A 19901-nucleotide genomic window follows, 5' to 3' on the forward strand; every position below is an offset into this window, starting at 1 on the left:
ATTGACCTCCAGGAGGTGTGTGGCGCGATATCAGGACCAGAACACGAACCAGACCCACGGGTAGAGCACGGCAACTGCAGCTGCGGTCAACGCGCAGCAGCCCCAGACCTTCGTATGGTGGCTGGCGGTGCGAACCACCTCCGTGTCCCGGCGCGTCTCGGCCGCGTACGCGCGGGCCTGGTGGGCGTGGCGTTCGGCGTCGCCGAGAGCGACCTTCAGCGCAGCGAGCTCGTCGGGCGTGGTCATCGCTCTCCCCCGCCGGCAAGTTCGATGTGCAGGGCCTTGACTTCGCCGAGGATCGAGGCGACCTCGTCAGGATCGTGGGGGACGCCGGCGGCGACAGCGCGCGCGTAGTTGGCGGCCTGCGTTGCGATGCGCTGGGCGCGAGCATCTGCGGTGCGGTTGCTCATTGTGGTGGTGGGTGGCTCACCCATGCTGGGTTTCTCCTCGATGGGGCGTGGCAGTGAGGGCCGTGCGATGTGAGGGCTTCTTTGGGACCGATCGAAGGGGGGATCGGGTCTCGGGCGGGGCCCGCCGCCTGCGGCATTAGCGGCGGGCCAGTGCTGCTCATATCGGCCCGATGCGAGCGGGCTCCTTGTCGGGTTTCCAGTGCATGGTTCCATCACAACTCTCAGTAACGCCACGCGGACAGGTGCGGTCGGGGGACACTGGGGGACGCAAGCGTGTCCCCTCCCAGGTGATGAGGAGCGAAGACATGGCAGAAGGCGGGCTTTCGCCCTGGGTCCACCGCATTCGCGACGAGCGACGCACACGAGGCTGGTCCCAGAAACGGCTCGCGACACACCTGTTCAGGGCAGCCGGGACGGACATCACGCTGCCCGAGTTCGAGTCCGTGGTACGCCGCATCAAAGACCATGAAGCAGGCTCCCGGCCGAAGGACCCCTATCCACTGCTGTACTGCAGGGCGTTCGGCATCGACGAGGCCACACTGCTCGGCGACACCAGCGCGCCCGCAACCCTCGTACCCGACATCGAGGACATCAGCGCGCACGCCGCGTGGATCGAGCAGACCAACGTCGGGGACATCACCATTAGTATGATCGACGAGACGCGCTATCACCTGGCCGAAAGGCACACGCAGACACCGCCGGCCCGCATGCTGATCAGCGTGCTACATCAGCATCGTCAAGTGCGGGCCCTCCTACGTGGCGGCCGACAGCGGCTACGGCAGACGCGCGAGCTGTTCCGAATCGACGCCGACCTGCTTGCTCACGCCTGCATCCTTCTCGGCGACCTGTACGACGACGAATCAGCCGTCGCACACGGGATGGCGGCATTGTTGTCGGCACAAGAAGCTGGTGCCAATGAAGCTGCAGCTTTGAGCGCCCAGGCCAAGACCGAGCGGTGGCGACGCCGGTACGCGGCTTCCGCGGATGCCGCCGCGCACGGTTTCAATCGCAGTCCTCCCACGCCGATGCGTGTGCTTCTGGCCTGCCAAGAGGCGAACGCCGCCGGCCTGCTCGGCGACCTTGACCGAGCTCGCGAAGCGCTGCGTCGAGCTGAGGAGGCTGCCGAATCTGCGGCTGACGATTCCGGGCTGTCGCCATGGTCGTGTCCTCCGTCCCGGCGGGCCCTCTTCACCTTGTCTGTGGCTTTGCAGGCGAACGACCCAGTCGCGGCGTTGAAGGCGGCTGCGGCGGCGGAGGAGGCGTGGGCGGGCGGTGCCCCGTGGGTGGCAGGCACGTGGGCGCAGGTTCGTTTCGGCGCCGGGATCGCTTGTGTGATGATGGACGACCTTGACGCCGCCGCCGAGCAGATCGATCCTGCCCTGTCGCTGGCGCCCGAGTATCGCCTCTCGACGATCACGAGGCATCTGGTACAGATGGACACGCGATTGACCGCGCCGAGATTCCGAGGCTCCGATATGGTGACGACGTTGCGCGAGCAGATCAGAGTGTTCAACTCCGACCGCGCTCTTCCCGCCCTTGAGGAGGATGCGTGAGCCCACTGCCGACGCGCATGGCCAACCGCTGGGAGCGTCGGCAGGCGTTCATGCTGCCGCCCGGCCAGGGACGGCTGTACTGGCATGTCTTGCTCGGCGAGGATCCGGCGGCGCGAGCGATTGTGCAGGAGGCTCACGAGCGGCTGACCGGCTGCTCCGGCCTCGACCTGGTGCCGCACCAATTCATCCACCTGACCACGTTGGTCGCCGGGTTCGTGCACGAGATCACCGACGTCCAGGTGAGCGCGATGGTGGACGAGGCCACGCGGCGACTCGCCCAGGTCGAGCCCATCACCGTGTCGCTGGGTCGTGTGCTGTACCACCCGGAGGCGATCGTGCTGGAGGCACGACCGGCTGAGCGGCTCTCACCGCTGCTGGAGGCGGCGAAGGCGGCGACCGAGGTCGCGACGGGCTGGGAGGGGGTTCTCGCGCACGATGCATGGATCCCGCACGTCACAGTGGCCTACAGCTGCGCGGACGGCCCGGCTGCGCCCATCATCGGCGCGTTGGGGAGGCGGCTGCCCGATCGTGAAGTGACCATCCGTAGCTTGCACCTCGTCAACCAGGACGGGCCTGAGACAGTGTGGGACTGGCGCCCGTTGGCCGAGGTGCGACTGGGCGTCCGCTAGCGCGCACGGGCGCCCCAGCTACGGCCTGAGCCATTAGCCCGCTCCGGCCTGTTGCGGGTCAGCTCTTAGGTTGCGGTCCTCATGGGCGTGGCCCTGTCCGGCATCGGGAATCACGGTTCTCCGGCGCGCGTCTCGTGGGCCGGGAGTTCGCGGACCTCGCGGACGGACAGCGCGCAGGCGGTGGCGGCGGCGATCGTGAGGGCGCTGCCCCAGAGCGCTCCGGCCAGCCCGAACGCGGCCTGCGCCGGTCCGGCCAGGGCGTTGCCCAGGGGTACGACGGCGTTGGAGCCGAGGGCGTCGTAGGCGTACACGCGCGACAGGCGCTCGGCGGGGACGTGACGCTGCAGCATGACGTTCCAGTTGACCGCGAAGACCTCCAGCCCTGCCCCGGCCAGGAACGCCACCCCGGCCACCAGCGGCAGCGGCACGGCGGAGGCGAGCGCGGCCGGTAGCGGCGCCACCAGCAGCAGCGCGGCCACCCCTGCGAACAGCGGCCGTGACGTGCGCGACCAGGCCGCGGCGATCCCACCGGCGACCAGCCCCGCTCCCTGGGCGGCGACGACGATTCCCCACGCGCCGGCCCCGCCCCAGTGCCGCTGGGCCGCGACGGGCCCCAGCACCTCGAAGCCGGCCGCGATGGCCGCGTTCACCACGGCCGCCTGGCAGACGCAGACCCACAGCCACGTACGCGAGCGCACGTCGCGCCACCCCTCGGCCAGATCCCGCAGCGCGCTCTGCCGGGGTCCGCCCGCCCGCGCCGGGGTGAGCCTGATGCCGGCGAACAGCGCCGCGGAGACCACGAATGACAGAGCGTCGGCGGCGATGCTCCAGCCGGGCCCGACGGCGGCCACGAGCAGCCCGCCCAGCGCCGCGCCGCCGATCATGGTGCCGTTGGCGCCCAGCCGTACCAGGGCGTTGGCCTGCTGGAGCCGCTCGGACGGGACGGCGCGGGGCAGGGCGGCGTTGGTGGCGGGGAACAGCAGCGCCGCCGCCAGCCCGTTGCCGAGTTGGAGCGCGGCCAGCAACCAGACGTGGGCGTTCCCGGCGAGGATCAGGACGGCGGCCGCGGCCTGTGCCGCCGCGGCGAGCAGGCTGGCCGTGACCAGCACCGAGCGCAGCGGGAACCGGTCGGCGAGCACGCCGGCGAACAGCAGCGAGGCGACCACGGCGACGGCGCGGGCGCCCAGCACCAGGCCGATGTCGCCGGCCGAGCCGCCGCTCTGGATCAGTGCGAAGGCGAGCGCGATGGGGGCCACGGCGTTGCCGATCGAGGACACGAGCCGGCCCGTGGCGAGTAAGACGAACGGGGGATGGGTGAGCATGCGGGAAGAAGGCATGCAGAAGAAACGTAACACCTGCTGTCAAGCTGTCGGCCGCTTCGACCGGCACAGGACCTACGACCGCACCCAGAACGAGAGCCGGCGGACTCCGTACCCGCTGGAGGAGCTCGAACGACGGCCCTGTTGAACCGGTTAGTCCTGTTCCTGAGAGCGTTCACAAGCGCACGTATCGAAACCGTCACGGCTATTGACGGCACAGACATGCTGAATTTACGTTCGCGGTACTTATCCGGTTCAGCAGATTCCCATCGATGAAAACAGCTCCCCTGGGAGCGCTCCCAGAGTTTCGCCAGGACAACCGGCTCATCGGGGTGCCGACAAGCACGTGCGAACCTTCGCGCCGGGCGCGGAGGAAGGAGAGAAGCGATGCGTAACCGGGCTCGGATCATGATTCCGCTCGTGGCGGCGGGCCTGCTCGCCACGGCCTGCACCGGCGGCGGAGCCACGCCGGCCCCGACGGCCGCAGCACCGCAGAGCCAGGGCGCGGCGACCAACGCCAATCCCGACTCGCTGCCGCGCAACGAGACCCTCTACACGACCGGCACCCAGTGGGGCCCGCCGCCCAACTTCAACCCGATCAGGGAATGGGACTCGGCCGTCGGCACCAAGGGCCTGGTGTACGAGACGCTCTTCCACTACGACACGGTCGCCGCCAAGCTCACGCCGTGGCTGGCCACCGGCGGTTCGTGGACCGACACCAGCACGTACGAACTCAAGCTCCGCCCCGGCGTCAAGTGGGCCGACGGCCAGCCGTTCACCGCCAAGGACGTCGTCTTCTCCCTCGAACTCGGCAAGATGGAGACGATCCCGTACCACAACCTGTGGAACTGGCTGAAGAGCGCCGAGGCCACCGACGACCAGACCGTGAAGTTCACCTTCTCCAAGGCCAACTACCAGGAGTGGGACTTCATGCTCTACACCCGCTCGATGGTCCCCGAGCACATCTGGAAGGGCCGCTCGGAGAAGGACGTCCTGGACGGCGTCAACGAGAACCCGGTCGGCACGGGCGCCTACACGTTCATGAGCAAGGACCAGGACCGCGTCGTCCTGCAGCGGCGCGACGACTGGTGGGGCAAGACGGCGCTCAACATGGAGCCCAAGCCCCGCTACATCGTCGACATCGCCACCCCGAGCAACGAGGTCGCGATGGGCCTGCTGCTGCAGAAGGGCCTGGACCTCAGCAACAACTTCCTGCCCGGCGTGGCCAACCTGGTCAAGGGCAACTTCGGGCTGACGACCTACTACAGCGAGCCCCCGTACATGTTGTCGGCCAACACCGCCTGGCTGGTGCCCAACACCACGAAGAAGCCGATGGACGACCCGGCCTTCCGCAAGGCGCTGGCCTCCTCGATCGACGTCAAGAAGATCGTCGAGGGCGTGTACGGCAACCTCGTCAAGGCTTCCAGCCCGACAGGGCTGCTGCCGCAGTGGGACAGGTTCGTGGACCAGAACGTGGTCGGCGCGTCCGGCTTCGCCTTCGACACGGCCAAGGCCAAGAAGCTGCTGGCGGACGCGGGCTACAAGGACGGCGACGGCGACGGGTACGTGGAGAACAAGGACGGCTCCAAGATCGCCCTGACCCTCATCGTGCCGTCCGGCTGGACCGACTGGATGGAGTCGGCCAGGTCGATCTCGGCCAGCGCCAAGACCGCCGGCATCCAGATCACCCCAGACTTCCCCGACTTCAACGCGCTGGTGGAAAAGCGCGCCAAGGGCGACTTCGACCTGCTCATCAACAACGAGCGCCAGCTCTCGAACTCCCCCTACACCTACTACGAGTACATGTTCCAGCTTCCGATCCAGAAGCAGCAGAACACGGTCAACTTCGCCCGCTACGACAACAAGAAGGCATGGGACCTCGTCCAGCAGCTCGACCAGGTCAAGACCGACGACACCGCGGGCATGCAGAAGATCATCTCCCAGCTCCAGCAGATCCATCTCGACGACATGCCGATCATCCCGCTCTGGTACAACGGCCTGTGGGCGCAGGCCGGCACCAGCGTGTGGAAGAACTGGCCGGCCGCGAACGGCAGCGCCCCCAAGACCGGCGCCGTGATGTGGCGCAACTGGCTCGAACTGGGCGGCTTCGAGACGCTCACCCAGCTTCAGCCCGCCGGCTCGTAGCCGATCCCACCCCCTCCGCCGCCGGAGCCACGGGGGCGGAGGGCCTCCCCGGAGAAACTCAACGTGCGTCGTTATTTCGGTAGGAAACTGCTCATCTACGGGCTGACCTTCTTCGTCGCCGTCACCGTCAACTGGATGATCCCGCGCTTCATGCCGGGCGATCCGGTCGCCAGCATGGTCGCCAGGGCCAACGTCGCCAACGCCGGGGCCGTCGAGGCGATGCGGGCCTACTACAACAACCTTTTCGGCCTCGACCAGCCGCTGTGGCAGCAGTACGTCAACTTCTGGGGCGCGCTGTTCAGGGGCGACTTCGGGCTCAGCATCTGGCTGTTCCCGACGCCGGTGGCCGACGTCATCACGAGGGCGGTGCCGTACACGCTGGCCCTGATCGTCCCGTCGGTGCTGCTGAGCTGGGTGGTGGGCAACCAGTTCGGCGCCTACGCCGCCCGGCGCAAAGTCCTCGACAACACCGTGCTCCCGATCGGGTACGTGCTGACGGCCATGCCGTACATGTGGCTGGCGGTGCTGCTGGCCTGGGCGCTGGGCGTGATCGCCGGCCTGTTCCCCGTCGCGGGCGGCTACAGCTTCTCGATGCGCCCCAACTGGTCGTGGACGTTCCTGCTCGACCTGATGCACCACTGGGCGCTGCCGTTCCTGTCGCTGTTCCTGGTCGCGCTGGGCGGCTGGGCGATCGGCATGCGCAACATGATCATCTACGAGCTGGAGTCCGACTACTCCACCTACCTGTCGGCGCTCGGCGCGCCCACCAGGCTCATCCGCAGGTACGCCTTCCGCAACGCCGTCCTGCCCCAGATCACCGGACTGGCCCTGCAACTGGGCGTGCTGGTGGCGGGAGCGCTGGTCACCGAGATCGTCTTCGCCTATCCGGGCCTGGGCAGCCTCATCCTCAAGGCCATCCAGAACAAGGACTTCTTCCTCCTGCAGGGCACGTTCCTGTTCATCGTCCTCGGCGTGCTGATCGCCAACTTCATCATCGACATCGTCTACGTCGTGGTCGATCCGCGTACCAGGGCGGGAATGGCGGGCTCGTGACCGCACTTCAGGAAGTCGCGCCGCGTGAGCGGGCAGGGGTGCGGCGCGAGGCGCTCTACTTCGCGGTGCGCAACGGCAAGCTGATGACCGGGTTCGGCATCGTGCTCGTGCTGCTCGTGCTCGGGCTCGCCGGGCCCGTGCTGCTCGGCGGCGTCCCCAACGAGTACGGCACCCGCCCCATGACCCCGCCGTCGGGCGAGCACTGGTTCGGCACCACCACCTTCGGCCAGGACGTCTTCCTCCAGTTCGTGCACGGCCTGCGCAGCACGTTCGCGGTCGGCGTGATCGGCGGTGGCATCGCGGCGGTCATCGGCATGCTCATCGGGTTCGTGGCCGGCTACCGGGGCGGCCTGGTCGACGAGGTACTCAACATGCTGACCAACGTCATCCTGGTCATCCCCACCCTGGCCGTCCTGCTGATCGTCAACGCCTACCTGGGCATCAGGAGCGTGGCCGTGCAGGGCCTGTTCATCGGGCTGACGCAGTGGCCGTGGGCGGCGCGGGCGATCAGGGCGCAGACATTCTCGCTGCGTACCCGCGAGTTCGTGGACCTGGCCAGGATGAGCGGCGCCGGCACCTGGCGGATCATCACCAGGGAGATCGCCCCGAACATGAGCTCCTACCTGTTCATGACGTTCATCCTGCTGTTCGGCGGCGCGATCCTCATCGCCTCCTCGCTGGACTTCATCGGCCTCGGCCCCACCGAGGGGGTCTCGCTCGGCCTGATGCTGCAGAACGCCAACCAGTGGAGCGCGCTCCAGCTCGGCCTGTGGTGGTGGTTCGTGCCCCCTGGAGCGGCCATCACCGCCGTCGTGGGCGCCCTGTACGTGGCCAACGTCGGCCTCGACGAGGTCTTCAACCCGAAGCTGAGGGAAACATGAGTCTGCGGGTCAGCGAGCTGCGGGTGCACTACAGGACGCTCAAGGGCGAGGTGCGCGCCCTGGACGGCATGTCGTTCGAGCTGGCCGACGGCGAGATCCTCGGCCTGGTGGGGGAGTCCGGCTGCGGCAAGAGCACGCTCGGCAAAAGCCTCATCCGCATGGACGGCCGCATGCGCCACGTCGGCGGCACGGTCGAACTCGACGGCGAGGAACTGCCCATCGGCGACGACCGCGCGATGAACGACTTCCGCTTCAAGAAGGTCTCCCTCATCCCGCAGTACGCCATGAGCGCGCTCAACCCCACCCGCAAGCTCCGCAAAATGGTCACAGAACTCCTCAGGTCCAGAGGCGTCGCCGTGGACGCCGCCGCGCTGGAAAGCCGGATGTCCCAGGTCGGCCTGCCCCGCGAGGTCCTCGACCGCTACCCGATCGAGCTGTCGGGCGGCATGAAACAGCGCATGGTCATGGTCATCTCGACCCTGCTCGACCCGTCCCTGCTGATCGCCGACGAGGTCACCTCTGCCCTCGACGTCTCCACGCAGAAGGCCGTGGCCCGCGCCCTGCTCGGCTTCCGCGACAGCGGCTACGTCAAGAGCATGATCTTCGTCACCCACGACCTCGCGCTCACCCACCACATCGCCGACACGATCATGGTCATGTACGCGGGCAAGCTCGCCGAGAAGGCGCCCGCTGACGTGATCGTCAAGGCGCCCCGGCACCCCTACACCAAACTGCTGCTCGACTCCCTGCCCGAGGTCGGCGTCCGCTACGCCGACAGGCGGCTGGAAGGCATCGCCGGCAGCCCGCCGTCGCTGCTCGACCCGCCCGCAGGCTGCCGCTTCCGCGAGCGCTGCCCGATCGCGGGAGAGGAGTGCGCGCAGGACCCGCCGGTCACCGAGCTCGCCCCCGACCACCACGTCGCCTGCTGGAAGGCATGATGCTCAAACTCGACGACGTCACCAAGGAATTCAGGATCGGCGCGTTCGGCGGCAAGAGCGTCGCCGCCGTACGCAACGTCAGCTTCGAGGTCGTCCCCGGCGAGGTCGTCTCCCTGATCGGGGAGAGCGGCAGCGGCAAGAGCACGATCGGCCGGATGATCCTCGGGCTGAACCCGGTCACCCGGGGCTCGATCACGTTCGACGGCCTGCCGGTGCGGGCGGGCAAGGAGTACTACCGTCACATCCAGGGCATCTTCCAGGACCCGTTCAGCTCCTTCAACCCGGTGTTCAAGGCCGACCGGGTGTTCGCCATGATCAAGGACACGTACTACCCGGACGTCGCCGAGGCCGAGTGGGCGAGGCGGGTCGCCGTGGCTCTGCGGGACGTCCGGCTCAACCCTGACCAGGTGCTCGGCAAGTACCCGCACCAGCTCAGCGGCGGCCAGCTCCAGCGCCTGCTCATCGCCCGCGCGCTGCTGCTCGACATCAGGCTGCTGGTCGCCGACGAGATCACCAGCATGCTCGACGCCTCCACCCGCATCGACGTGCTCAACCTGCTGGCCGAGCTCAAAGCCAGGGGCCTGGCCGTGCTCTACATCACGCACGACCTGTCGCTCGGCAACTACCTGGCCGAGCGCACGGTGGTGCTGCGCGGAGGCCGCGTGGTGGAGATGGGGCCCACCGAGCGCGTCTTCGGCGACCCGCTGCACCCCTACACACGCGAGCTGCTGTCAGCCGTGCCGCGCCTGCACGAGCCCTGGGACGACGCCGCGCCCGTGGACACCTGCCCCTACCACGAGCGCGGTGGCTCGGGCGGCCTGGTCGAGGCCGAACCCGGGCACCACGTGGCCTGCGCCGAGCTCCAGAGGTGCCTCAGACCCTGAACTCCTCCGTGCGGTGGGCGTAGGCGGGCAGCGCGGCCCGCATCTCGTCCGTGACGACCGGCGGCGGCAGCGGGGCGATCTCCCGCTCGTGGAAGTCGAGCACGTCCTCCCCCTCGGCGAACAGCTCGCGCACCGCCCGCAGGCAGGGGCCGACGACCAGGGGATCGGTGATCCGCCTGCCGCCCCCGCCTCCGCCGTACCGGTCGTAGAGCACCTCATACATGAGGGACGCGGAGAAGATCACCAGTTCCGGCAGCGGCTCCAGCGCCGCCACCCGCGCGGCGGACACCACCCGGCAGGGGGAGCCGGCCCTGGCACGCTGGGCCAGCACGTGCATCTCCCACTGCAGATACGGCGTGATCGGGAACTCGACCACCCGCACCCGCCAGACAGGCACCCGGCTGCGGAAGAAGTCGGCCAGCGGCTCGGCCATCCGGGTGACCAGCTCCAGCGAGCCCGGCCAGTCGCCGTCCATCATGGCCCGCCAGCTGGCCACGTCCGGCTCGTAGAAGACCTGCGCGCGCTCCAGCTTCCACATCGGCTCCGCGCAGAGGGCATGGTCGCGGTCGAAACCAGCTTGGTACTCCGGCACGTCCAGGTCGAGGCCGCCTGCCGTGAAGACGGCGGCGAACGGATTCGGAGTGCCGTACTCGATCACGAGACCTCCTTCGTCGGCCTCGTGTTTCCCTGCTTACTGATGACCTCGACAAGCTCGGTCACGAGACCTCCTTCGTCGGCCTCGTGTTTCCCTGCTTACTGATGACCTCGACAAGCTCGGTCATGGCTCCCTTTCACGTCTGAAGACCCGCCCCAGATCATCAGCGCAGGCCCTGAGAGAATCAAGGCCCAAAACGATCTGGGCGGGCGATCAGTCGCGGTAGTGGAACCTGCGGCGAACCATGCTGAACAGCATGCTCCCCAGCCACACCGCCAACAGCACCTTGAAGATGCCGAAACCGCCGAAGATCAGCCCCAGCACCATCAGCACGAACAGCATGGGCACGAGCGGATGCGGGCCCCGGTGGCGCCGCCACGGGCCGCCCCGATGCCCGCGCGACTCACGCATCGAATGCATCTGCTGGTGGCGCATCTCACGGTGAGCCTCACGCATCGACCGCATCTGCTGCCGCTGCGCCGCCATCGCCTCCCGCCAGGCGTCCCTGTCCCACTGGTGCGGACGGTCGGGAGCGTCGTAGACGGGCGCCTGCCCCTGCCCCGGCAGGTCGGCGGTCACCTGGTCGAGATCGCGGGCCGTCTTGGCGGCCAGCGTCCTGTCGAGTCGCTCGTCGAGCTCCTCGTGGGTGAGGCGGCCCTGCGCGAAGTGCTCGCGCAGGGCGGCCATCGTGTGTTCGCGCTCGGCGTCGCCGATGCGGAGATCGTTGCGGTCCAAGCTCGTTTCTCCTTCCCCCGCCGCTCGACTGCTAGGCGTCCTCGCCGGGGTCGCCGTCGGCGAGGATCTGATAGAGCTTGCGCCGGGTCTCAATCAAAGTCTTACGCGCTTCGCGGATTTGTGCGTCGTTTCCTGTCTGGAGAACCTGCATCATCGCGAAGGCCGACTGTCGAGCGATGTGCCACAGATCGGCGGTGTTGTCGTCGATGTCCGGCCGCATCTCGTCCCACGGCGCGCGGACCTCGTCCGCGTGGGCCTCGATGTAGGTGCGCCCCTCCTCGGTGAGCCGGAACGTCTTACGCCCCTCGTTCTCCTCCGAGATCACCAGCCCTTCGTCGGTGAGCTGCTGCAGCGCCGGGTAGACGGCGCCAGGGCTGGGCTTCCAGCCGCCCTCGCTGCGCTCGGCGATCTCCTGGATGATCTGGTAGCCGTTGCGCGGCTCCTCGGAGAGCAGGGCGAGGATCGCGGCGCGTACGTCGCCCCGCTTGGCCTTGCGACCCCTTCCGCCCCAGCCGCGGTGCCCGCCCCACGGCCCTCCGGGGCCGCCCCACGGGCCTCTGGGCCCGAAGTCGAACGGGAACGGGCCCGGCCCGCCTCGATGGGCGCGCTGCCGGTGCTCGTGGCGGTGGTGACCCATCTGGTCGAAGGCGTCGGCCACGGCCTTGAACGCCTCGCGGGCCGCCTGCTTGTACTCGTGTGCGCCGGGCCAGGGCTGGCCGGCTGCGTGTGCGGAACCCATAGTTGTCCCCCTATATCGTGATCTATTCTCGATGCGTCAACGATATATCGATACTATGTCGGTAGCAACCCAATGGGAGGAGTGAGCCAGATCACGAAAAAGTTGCGGAATTGGGGAACACGACTGGGGAGAGGCGCGTTGTTCAGAGCAGACGAGGTCGTTCCGCGTCGGCAGGGCTGGGGGGTGCTGTCGCCGCGGAGACGACCTCGTCTGCGTTTCCGGACACTTCTCGCGCAGAGGACACTTCCGTCTGCTGACGCAACGGTCCCAGGCCAGATTTCACCACTTACCCAGCCAAGTATGCGCGCGTAACGGCGCCCGGCCCCGTGCGGGTCAGCGGGCGTATTCCTGGAGGCCATCGGCCACGTGCGACGGGCAGCGGCCTGCTTGGCACCGCCGTACGGGATGGGGATTTTCGAGAGGAAGAGCCGTGTACGGCGAGCACAACCAGAGCTGCGGGGGAGCGCAATTTCGGTGGGGGAAGGCAAAGAGCCGCTCGGTGGGGGGTGTCCCACCGAGCGGCTCTTTTTTCGGGTTGGGTGATTCCCCCGAGACGGGCGCGGAAGGATCGCGCGCCCAATCCCCGGCCCCTGCCCGGCTCATGACCAGGCGGGAGCGCGGGAAGCCAGTGTGCGCCCGGCCAGCGAACGACCGGAGGGCCAGGAAATCCGCGCGCCGGCCGACGGACGGCCGGATGGTCAGGAAGTCAGCGCCCCGGTCGGCTCACGAGCCGACCGGGGCGCGGGACGTTACTTGGCGAGCAACGAGCGCAGAACGTACTGCATGATGCCGCCGTGCCGGTAGTAGTCGGCCTCGCCGGGCGTGTCGATGCGCACCACCGCGTCGAACTCCACGTCGCCGGCCTTGACGTGCACCGTGCGCGGGATGCCGCCCCCGTTGAGCTCCTCGACGCCCGTGATGTCGAACGTCTCCTCGCCCGTCAGCCCGAGCGCCTCCGCCGATCCCCCCTCGGGGAACTGCAGCGGGAGCACGCCCATGCCGATCAGGTTGGAGCGGTGGATGCGCTCGTAGGACTCGGCGATGACGGCGCGGACGCCCAGCAGTGCGGTGCCCTTGGCCGCCCAGTCGCGTGAGGAGCCGGAGCCGTACTCCTTGCCTGCCAGCACCACCAGCGGCGTCTGCGCGGCCGCGTAGTTGACCGAGGCGTCGTAGATGAACGACACCGGCCCGTCGGGCTGGGTGAAGTCGCGGGTGTAGCCGCCCTCGGTGCCGGGGGCGATCTGGTTGCGCAGGCGGATGTTGGCGAAGGTGCCCCTGATCATCACCTCGTGGTTGCCGCGCCGCGAGCCGTAGGAGTTGAAGTCCTTGACCTCGACACCGTGGGCCTGCAGGTACTGGGCGGCAGGGGTGCCGACCTTGATGGAGCCGGCCGGCGAGATGTGGTCGGTGGTGACCGAGTCGCCGACCTTGACCAGCACGCGGGCGCCGGCGATGTCGCGGACGGGCTCGGGCTTCTCCGGCATGCCGTCGAAGTAGGGGGCCTTGCGCACGTATGTCGAGGACGGGTCCCACTCGAAGGTGTCGCCGGTCGGGATCGGCAGCGAACGCCAGTGGTCGTCGCCCTTGAACACATCGGCGTAGTCGCGCTCGAACATGTCGCGGCCGATGGAGGAGTTGACCACGGCCGAGATCTCCTCGGGCGAGGGCCAGATGTCCTTCAGGAAGACCGGCCGGCCGTCGCCGCCGATGCCCAGCGGCTCGTGGTCGAGGTCGATGTCCATCGTCCCGGCCAGCGCGTAGGCGACCACCAGCGGCGGCGAGGCCAGGTAGTTCATCTTGACGTCGGGGTTGATGCGGCCCTCGAAGTTGCGGTTGCCGGACAGCACCGCCGTGACGGCCAGGTCGTTGGCCTGGATGGCGTCGGAGATCTCCGGAAGGAGCGGGCCGGAGTTGCCGATGCAGGTCGTGCAGCCGTAGCCGACGAGGTTGAAGCCGATCTTGTCGAGGTACGGCTGGAGCCCCGAGCGCTCGAAGTAGCCGGTGACGACCTGCGAGCCGGGAGCCAGCGAGGTCTTGACCCACGGCTTGCGGGTCAGGCCCTTGTCGACGGCGTTGCGGGCCAGCAGGGCCGCGCCGAGCATGACGAACGGGTTGGAGGTGTTGGTGCACGAGGTGATCGCGGCGATCGAGACGATGCCGTGGTCGATCTCGAACGCCGTGCCGTCGGCCAGCGTGACGGGCACCGGCTTGTGCGGCCGGCCGCCGTTGGCGGTGGCGTTGGAGGCGGGCGCGTCGGAGGCGGGGAAGGTCTCCTCGCCGGCCTCGTCGACGTCGTCCTCGACGTAGTTCTGCACGTCGTGACGCCACGTGGCCTTGGCGGCCGACAGCGCGATGCGGTCCTGCGGGCGCTTGGGGCCGGCGATGGACGGGACGACGGTGGCCAGGTCGAGCTGGATGTACTCGGAGAAGGCGGGCTCGGGCGCGGACGGGTCGAGCCACAGGCCCTGGGTCTTGGCATACGACTCGACCAGCGCGATCTGCTCCTCGGAGCGGCCGGTCAGGCGCAGGTAGTCGACGGTCTGGCCGTCGATCGGGAAGATCGCGCAGGTGGAGCCGAACTCGGGGCTCATGTTGCCGATCGTGGCCCGGTCGGCCAGCGGCACGGATGCGACGCCCTCGCCGTAGAACTCCACGAACTTGCCGACCACGCCGTGCCCACGCAGGATCTCGGTGATGGTCAGGACCAGGTCGGTGGCGGTGGCGCCGGCGGGCAGCTTGCCGTTGAGCTTGAAGCCGACCACGCGCGGGATCAGCATGGAGATCGGCTGGCCGAGCATCGCGGCCTCGGCCTCGATGCCGCCGACGCCCCAGCCGAGCACGCCGATGCCGTTCTCCATGGTGGTGTGGGAGTCGGTGCCGACGCAGGTGTCGGGGTAGGCCTTGCCGTCGCGGGTCATCACCACGCGGGCCAGGTGCTCGATGTTGACCTGGTGGACGATGCCGGTGCCGGGCGGGACGACCTTGAACTCGTCGAAGGCGGTCTGGCCCCAGCGCAGGAACTGGTAGCGCTCGCGGTTGCGCTCGTATTCGCGCTCGACGTTGCGCTGGAAGGCGTCGGGGTGGCCGAAGTAGTCGACGATGACCGAGTGGTCGATGACCATCTCGGCGGGCGCGAGCGGGTTGATGCGCCCGGCGTCGCCGCCCAGGTCGCGCACGGCCTCACGCATGGTGGCCAGGTCGACCACGCAGGGGACGCCGGTGAAGTCCTGCATGATCACCCGCGCCGGGGTGAACTGGATTTCCACGCTCGGCTTGGCGTTCGGGTCCCAGCCGGCAAGCGCACGGATGTGGTCGGCGGTGATGTTGGCGCCGTCCTCGGTGCGGAGGAGGTTCTCCAGAAGGATCTTCAGACTGTACGGGAGGCGTGTGGCGCCCTCGACCGCGTCCAGCCGGAAGATCTCGTATGACGCGTCGCCGACGCGTAGCGTGTCACGGCTGCCGAAGCTGTTCGCGGACACGGTGATTCGCCTCCTCGGTAGACAAGTGTTCAGATCAAATCCTGCCGCACTCTGCGATGGCCGAGCACGTTAGGTGCCCCTAACCAGCAGGCGGCGGTTAATGTCTCGACGTCAAGATATCTCCTACGATATCTCGACATCAAGTTAAACCGGCGCCAGCCGCCAGAACAGCAGCCCGACGATCGCCACGGACAGGGCCGGCGCGAGGATCTTCTGCTCGAACTTCCTGCCCGTCTTGATGCCGATCTTCCACGGCAGCACGAACTTGAACCCCAGCGGCCACAACACCGGGCACCCCCGCTCGGTCATGCAGTCGCCGACGACGTGGATGAGGCAGCCGAGCGCGACCGCCAGCCCCAGCCAGGCGTAGCCGACCGACTGGGAGAGGAAGACGGCGTACAGGCCGGCGGTGAGGCCGATGTTGATCATCGCGGAGCCGAGCTTGTTGCCCGGGATGCCGACGCCGATGGCCCGCAGGGCCAGGCCGATGAGCAGCACGACCATGATGTCGCGCCCGATCGGGTAGGCGTTGGCCAGCCAGTGTGTCCCGAACCCGAGCGCCACGGCGAAGGCCAGCGAGTGCGTCGCCCCCCGATGGCCGCCGCTGACCCAGGACACGGCCTTGCTGAGCGCCCACGTGACCGGCCCGAACGTCTGGGCGATGGTCGCGCTCGGGTGGTCGAGGTCGGGCAGCATGGCGGCGCCCGCGCAGATGATCGCCCCGGCGATAAGCTCGGCCGGGCTCAGCGCGCTGGCCATGATGCCGGTGTCGATGAAGCGTGAGGACTCGTTCATCAGCGGGAGTGCGGCCAGCGGCGGGGCCAGCCCCAGCCAGGCGATGGCCCCGGTCATCGCGTGCGTGTGCCCCATCATGATCGGGACTGTACGGCAAAGAAGTCTTTGACGCGCTGAGGCGTGCCGCAGACGCGAAACGCGACGGCGGAGGGGTTTTCGAGCGGCGGCCGCTCAACGATCGATGCGATGTGGCACGATGAGGGTGCCACCCGGCGAACCGATATTTCGCCGGGCGGCAAACCCTCAAAGCATCCGCTTGAGCACGGCGACTGCTTCGGCGACGATTTCGTCGGGCGCGTGACCGACGAAGAAGTCAAACCGGTCTGGTGAGACGGCGCGCACTTGCTCGATCATCGCCCAACTCGTCTTGGTCAGCCCGGTGTTGTCGCGACCGAGTCGGATGTGCGTCGGGTAGCCGCGTTCACGCGACGTCAGCGGCGCCACCAGGACCAGGCCCAGCCGTGACCGGTTGAAGCTGTCGTTGCTGACGATCAGGGCGGGACGGTCGAAGCCCTGTTCGCGGCCTCTCGGCTTCTCGTACCGGGTGAACCAGATCTCACCTTGCGTTAGTTTCATCGTTCTCCTCGGGGAATGTGATCAGGCCCTCCCATTCGGGCGCGATCTGGCGGGAGCGAGGGCGCGGACCCAGGACGAGTTCGCGCTCGGCCAGGTAGTCGGCCCAACCTTCGGGGTCTTCGCGCTGGGTCCGCTCGATCTGCTCGTTGACGGTGTCCCAGAACTGCTTCTGCTCGTAGTCGGCGATGGCTTCGTTGAGCACCTCGGTCATGCTTCTGCCCTCCAGTCGGGCGATGCGGGACAGTCGATCTCTTGTCTTGACGCTGACGCGTATCGTCGTCGCTTTAGGCTTCATGCTCATACTCCACAGGCTACGTCGGCGTCATTGAGGACACTACAGCACTTTGGTTACTCTCGCATCATGAATGGCAACGGAGAGTAAAGGTGATTGACTCTCCTCCATGACAAACACGGCATTAGTCCTGATAATCGGCGGTCTGGCCGTCTTCGTGGGAGCAATTGTCCAAGGTGGCGTGGGTTTCGGGCTTGCCCTGGTGGCGGCTCCCGTGCTCACCATGCTCGCGCCCGACCTCATGCCCGGCGCCATCCAGGTCGCCAATCTGACGTTGCCGCTGTTCACCCTGGCCATGGAATGGCGCAAGGTCGACTGGCGCGGGGTGGGTTTCGCAGTCCTCGGAAGGCTCCCGGGAAGCGCCATTGGAGCAGTCATCATTGTCTACTTTTCTGTCTACACAAGGGGCGTCTTCGTCGCTGTCATGGTGTTGATCGCCGTCGTGCTGACCGCCAAGGCGCTGAGCGTTCCGCGCAACGGCGCGACGCTCGCCTCCGCCGGGTTCGTCTCCGGCATCACGGGCACGGCCACGGGCATCGGCGGGCCGCCGATCGCGCTGGTGTACCAGAGCGCCAAGGGTCCGCAGATCCGCGCGACCCTGGCGATGTTCTTCTTCCTGAGCTCCGTGCAGTCGCTGCTCGTGCTGGCACTGGTGGAGGAACTGCCGCCCCAGGCGCTGCTGACCGGCGCCGTGCTACTGGTGCCCATGGGGTTGGGGTTCCTGGTGTCGGGTCCGTTGCGGCGTTACCTCGACGGGGGCAAGGTGCGGGTGGCCGTTCTGGTGGTGGCGGCGGCCTCCGCGGTGGCGCTCATCGTGCAGAACGTGGTGACCCAGACCCTGGCCCCATAGGCCCGCTCGCCGTCGGCCCGCCGCCCGCGACGAGCACGTCGATCACGCCGTCACCGCCCCGAGGCGAGGGCGAGAGCCGCGTTCTCACATCGGATCCGCACCACCATCAGCGCAGCGTTGAGCACCGTGAACGCCAGCGCGGTCACCCAGGCCGTGTGCACCAGCGGCAGCGCGAGCCCCTCCACCGCCACTGCCACATAATTGGGATGTCGCAGCCACTGGAACCGGTAGGGGCCGCGCGTCGCCAGCGACAGGCCGGGCACCACGATCACCTGCGTGTTCCAGCGCGGCCCGAGTGAGGTGATGCACCACCACCGCAATCCCTGGGCTGCCAGGACGAGGGCGAGCATCGGCCAGCCGAGCGCGGGAAGGAAGGGCCGCTGCGCCAGCGCCGCCTCCAGCGGGGCGCAGACGAGCAACCCGGTGTGCAGGGCCACCATCCATGGATAGTGTCCCTGACCGGTAACGACACCGCCGCGCGCCAGGCTCCACGCGGCGTTGCGCCGGGCGACGACCAACTCGGCCACCCGTTCCAGGCCGACCAGCGTGACGAGCATCAAGTACCAGATCATGAGCCCTCCTAATGAGTCGGTCTCATGATTCCTTGCCTATTGACGACCTCGACAAGCACGGTCACTGGGCAGTCACCAGCAGCCGGGTCATGGGCGGCGAAGACGACAACGCCCGGCGCGACGTTTCTGGATTGTTACGCGATACAACAAACTCCCGGCCTACAGGCTCTTCCAAAAGGGGCGATCCCGGAATACGTTGCCGCAAACAACATTCATCCGGGCCCCTCCGGAAGAAAGGACCCTGCACCATGCGCAAGGGGATCCTCAGCCTGACCGCCTCGGCAGCAGCGCTCGCCCTCGGTCTCACCGCCTGCGGGGGCGAAAGCGGTCAGACCACTCCGGCGTCGACCTCGTCGGCCTCCGCCCCGGCGGCCAAGGCCGGGAAGATCGGCGTCATCCTGCCGGACAGCAAGTCCTCGGCCCGGTGGGAGACGGCGGACCGCAAGTACCTGGAAGAGGCGTTCAAGGCCGCCGGCGTCCAATACGACATCCAGAACGCGCAGAACGACAAAACGGCGTTCCAGACCATCGCCGACCAGATGATCACCAACGGCGCCACCGTCCTGATGATCGTGAACCTGGACAGCGGCAGCGGCAAGGCGGTCATCGACAAGGCCAAGTCCCAGGGCGTGGCCACCATCGACTACGACCGGCTGACGCTCGGCGGCGGCGCCGCCTACTACGTCAGCTTCGACAACACCAAGGTCGGCACCCTGCAGGGCGAGGGCCTGAGCAAGTGCCTGACCGACAAGAAGGCCGACAAACCCATCGTGGCCTATCTGAACGGCTCGCCGACGGACAACAACGCGACCCTGTTCAAGGCCGGCTACGACGGCGTGCTCAAGCCGAAGTTCGACGCCGGCGAGTACGTCAAGGGCCCCGACCAGGCCGTCCCCGACTGGGACAACACCCAGGCCGGCACGCTCTTCGAGCAGATGCTCACCCAGCAGCCGAAGATCGCCGGCGTGCTGGCCGCCAACGACGGCCTCGGCAACGCCGCCATCACCGTGCTGAAGAAGCAGAACCTCAACGGCAAGGTGCCGGTCACCGGCCAGGACGCGACCGTGCAGGGCCTGCAGAACATCCTGGCCGGCGACCAGTGCATGACCGTCTACAAGGCCGTCAAGAAGGAGGCCGACGCCGGGGCCAAGCTCGCGGTGGCCCTGGCCAAGGGGGAGAAGCCCACGGCGAGCGGCAGCGTCAAGGACCCGGAGACCGGTCAGGACGTTCCCTCCGAACTCCTGGAGCCGCAGGCCATCTACCTCGACAACGTCAAGGACGTGGTGGCCGACGGTTACGTGACCAAGGAGGAACTGTGCACGGGTGACTTCGCCGACAAGTGCACCGAGGCCGGAATCCAGTGAGAGCGAGGGGTGCGGCCCACCGGCCGCACCCC

General features: G+C 68.0%; 21 protein-coding genes. 10 read left to right on the forward strand and 11 right to left on the reverse strand.

Going from position 1 to position 19901, the window contains the following annotated elements; translation table 11 throughout:
* Positions 1–30 precede the first annotated feature (30 nt).
* Positions 31–246: a hypothetical protein gene (locus tag ACFOY2_RS20495; RefSeq protein ID WP_379529656.1), complete on the reverse strand. Its 216-nt coding sequence runs from the start codon at positions 244–246 to the stop codon at positions 31–33.
* The gene (locus ACFOY2_RS20500) at positions 243–434 is read right to left on the reverse strand and encodes a hypothetical protein (RefSeq protein ID WP_379529657.1); all 192 of its coding nucleotides are present in this window, start codon (positions 432–434) and stop codon (positions 243–245) included. Before ACFOY2_RS20500 ends, ACFOY2_RS20495 begins: the two co-directional genes overlap by 4 nt.
* A 281-nt stretch (positions 435–715) precedes the next feature.
* Between ACFOY2_RS20500 and ACFOY2_RS20505 the strand changes: the two genes are divergently transcribed.
* Together ACFOY2_RS20505 and ACFOY2_RS20510 are read left to right on the forward strand one after the other, a co-directional pair.
* Entirely contained in the window at positions 716–1963 is a 1248-nt protein-coding gene (locus ACFOY2_RS20505; protein WP_379529658.1) for a hypothetical protein, read from the forward strand.
* Complete coding sequence (locus tag ACFOY2_RS20510; protein ID WP_379529659.1) at positions 1960–2592, forward strand: 2'-5' RNA ligase family protein; 633 nt, start codon at positions 1960–1962, stop codon at positions 2590–2592. Before ACFOY2_RS20505 ends, ACFOY2_RS20510 begins: the two co-directional genes overlap by 4 nt.
* Before the next feature lie 110 nt (positions 2593–2702).
* Here ACFOY2_RS20510 and ACFOY2_RS20515 read toward each other — a convergent pair whose 3' ends face one another.
* A complete protein-coding gene (locus tag ACFOY2_RS20515; protein ID WP_379529660.1) occupies positions 2703–3929 on the reverse strand; it encodes an MFS transporter in 1227 nt (408 codons plus the stop codon).
* On the opposite strand from ACFOY2_RS20515, the gene ACFOY2_RS20520 reads away from it, so the two are divergent.
* The 6 genes from ACFOY2_RS20520 to ACFOY2_RS20545 all read left to right on the forward strand — a co-directional run bounded on the left by ACFOY2_RS20520 (position 3928) and on the right by ACFOY2_RS20545 (position 9812).
* Entirely contained in the window at positions 3928–4059 is a 132-nt protein-coding gene (locus ACFOY2_RS20520; protein WP_379529661.1) for a hypothetical protein, read from the forward strand. The genes ACFOY2_RS20515 and ACFOY2_RS20520 overlap by 2 nt on opposite strands.
* A 239-nt stretch (positions 4060–4298) precedes the next feature.
* Positions 4299–6056: an ABC transporter substrate-binding protein gene (locus tag ACFOY2_RS20525; protein ID WP_379529662.1), complete on the forward strand. Its 1758-nt coding sequence runs from the start codon at positions 4299–4301 to the stop codon at positions 6054–6056.
* Positions 6057–6119: 63 nt separating this feature from the next.
* Entirely contained in the window at positions 6120–7109 is a 990-nt protein-coding gene (locus ACFOY2_RS20530) for an ABC transporter permease (protein WP_379529663.1), read from the forward strand.
* Complete coding sequence (locus ACFOY2_RS20535; protein ID WP_379529664.1) at positions 7106–7990, forward strand: ABC transporter permease; 885 nt, start codon at positions 7106–7108, stop codon at positions 7988–7990. The genes ACFOY2_RS20530 and ACFOY2_RS20535 overlap by 4 nt, the downstream gene beginning before the upstream one ends.
* The gene (locus ACFOY2_RS20540) at positions 7987–8928 is read left to right on the forward strand and encodes an ABC transporter ATP-binding protein (RefSeq protein WP_379529665.1); all 942 of its coding nucleotides are present in this window, start codon (positions 7987–7989) and stop codon (positions 8926–8928) included. The genes ACFOY2_RS20535 and ACFOY2_RS20540 overlap by 4 nt, the downstream gene beginning before the upstream one ends.
* Positions 8928–9812, forward strand: a complete 885-nt coding sequence (locus tag ACFOY2_RS20545; RefSeq protein WP_379529934.1) for an ABC transporter ATP-binding protein — start codon at positions 8928–8930, stop codon at positions 9810–9812. Before ACFOY2_RS20540 ends, ACFOY2_RS20545 begins: the two co-directional genes overlap by 1 nt.
* Here ACFOY2_RS20545 and ACFOY2_RS20550 read toward each other — a convergent pair.
* The 7 genes from ACFOY2_RS20550 to ACFOY2_RS20580 all read right to left on the reverse strand — a co-directional run bounded on the left by ACFOY2_RS20550 (position 9802) and on the right by ACFOY2_RS20580 (position 17092).
* The gene (locus ACFOY2_RS20550; RefSeq protein ID WP_379529666.1) at positions 9802–10470 is read right to left on the reverse strand and encodes a DUF6879 family protein; all 669 of its coding nucleotides are present in this window, start codon (positions 10468–10470) and stop codon (positions 9802–9804) included. The genes ACFOY2_RS20545 and ACFOY2_RS20550 overlap by 11 nt on opposite strands.
* 210 nt (positions 10471–10680) lie before the next feature.
* Positions 10681–11202 carry a DUF1707 SHOCT-like domain-containing protein gene (locus ACFOY2_RS20555; RefSeq protein WP_379529667.1) on the reverse strand — a complete coding sequence of 174 codons (522 nt, stop codon included), beginning with the start codon at positions 11200–11202 and terminating at the stop codon, positions 10681–10683.
* A gap of 31 nt (positions 11203–11233) precedes the next feature.
* Complete coding sequence (locus ACFOY2_RS20560) at positions 11234–11941, reverse strand: PadR family transcriptional regulator (RefSeq protein WP_379529668.1); 708 nt, start codon at positions 11939–11941, stop codon at positions 11234–11236.
* A 749-nt stretch (positions 11942–12690) separates the two neighbouring features.
* Positions 12691–15420 (reverse strand): aconitate hydratase AcnA, encoded by a 2730-nt coding sequence (acnA, locus tag ACFOY2_RS20565; protein ID WP_379529669.1) that lies wholly within the window; start codon positions 15418–15420, stop codon positions 12691–12693.
* A gap of 144 nt (positions 15421–15564) precedes the next feature.
* Positions 15565–16293 (reverse strand): metal-dependent hydrolase, encoded by a 729-nt coding sequence (locus ACFOY2_RS20570; protein WP_379529670.1) that lies wholly within the window; start codon positions 16291–16293, stop codon positions 15565–15567.
* A 165-nt stretch (positions 16294–16458) separates the two neighbouring features.
* Positions 16459–16791: a type II toxin-antitoxin system PemK/MazF family toxin gene (locus ACFOY2_RS20575; RefSeq protein WP_357804773.1), complete on the reverse strand. Its 333-nt coding sequence runs from the start codon at positions 16789–16791 to the stop codon at positions 16459–16461.
* Complete coding sequence (locus ACFOY2_RS20580) at positions 16772–17092, reverse strand: ribbon-helix-helix protein, CopG family (RefSeq protein ID WP_357804776.1); 321 nt, start codon at positions 17090–17092, stop codon at positions 16772–16774. The genes ACFOY2_RS20575 and ACFOY2_RS20580 overlap by 20 nt, the downstream gene beginning before the upstream one ends.
* 100 nt (positions 17093–17192) lie before the next feature.
* On the opposite strand from ACFOY2_RS20580, the gene ACFOY2_RS20585 reads away from it, so the two are divergent.
* Positions 17193–17933, forward strand: coding sequence for a sulfite exporter TauE/SafE family protein (locus ACFOY2_RS20585; RefSeq protein WP_379529671.1), 741 nt, complete (start codon positions 17193–17195; stop codon positions 17931–17933).
* Positions 17934–17983: 50 nt separating this feature from the next.
* Here ACFOY2_RS20585 and ACFOY2_RS20590 read toward each other — a convergent pair whose 3' ends face one another.
* Positions 17984–18505 carry an isoprenylcysteine carboxyl methyltransferase family protein gene (locus ACFOY2_RS20590; protein WP_379529672.1) on the reverse strand — a complete coding sequence of 174 codons (522 nt, stop codon included), beginning with the start codon at positions 18503–18505 and terminating at the stop codon, positions 17984–17986.
* A 248-nt stretch (positions 18506–18753) separates the two neighbouring features.
* Here ACFOY2_RS20590 and ACFOY2_RS20595 point away from each other — a divergent pair, with 248 nt between their 5' ends.
* Positions 18754–19869, forward strand: a complete 1116-nt coding sequence (locus ACFOY2_RS20595) for a sugar ABC transporter substrate-binding protein (protein WP_379529673.1) — start codon at positions 18754–18756, stop codon at positions 19867–19869.
* Positions 19870–19901: the final 32 nt, after the last annotated feature.

It is taken from the genome of Nonomuraea purpurea, assembly GCF_042650645.1.
Taxonomy (GTDB): Bacteria; Actinomycetota; Actinomycetes; order Streptosporangiales; family Streptosporangiaceae; genus Nonomuraea; species Nonomuraea purpurea.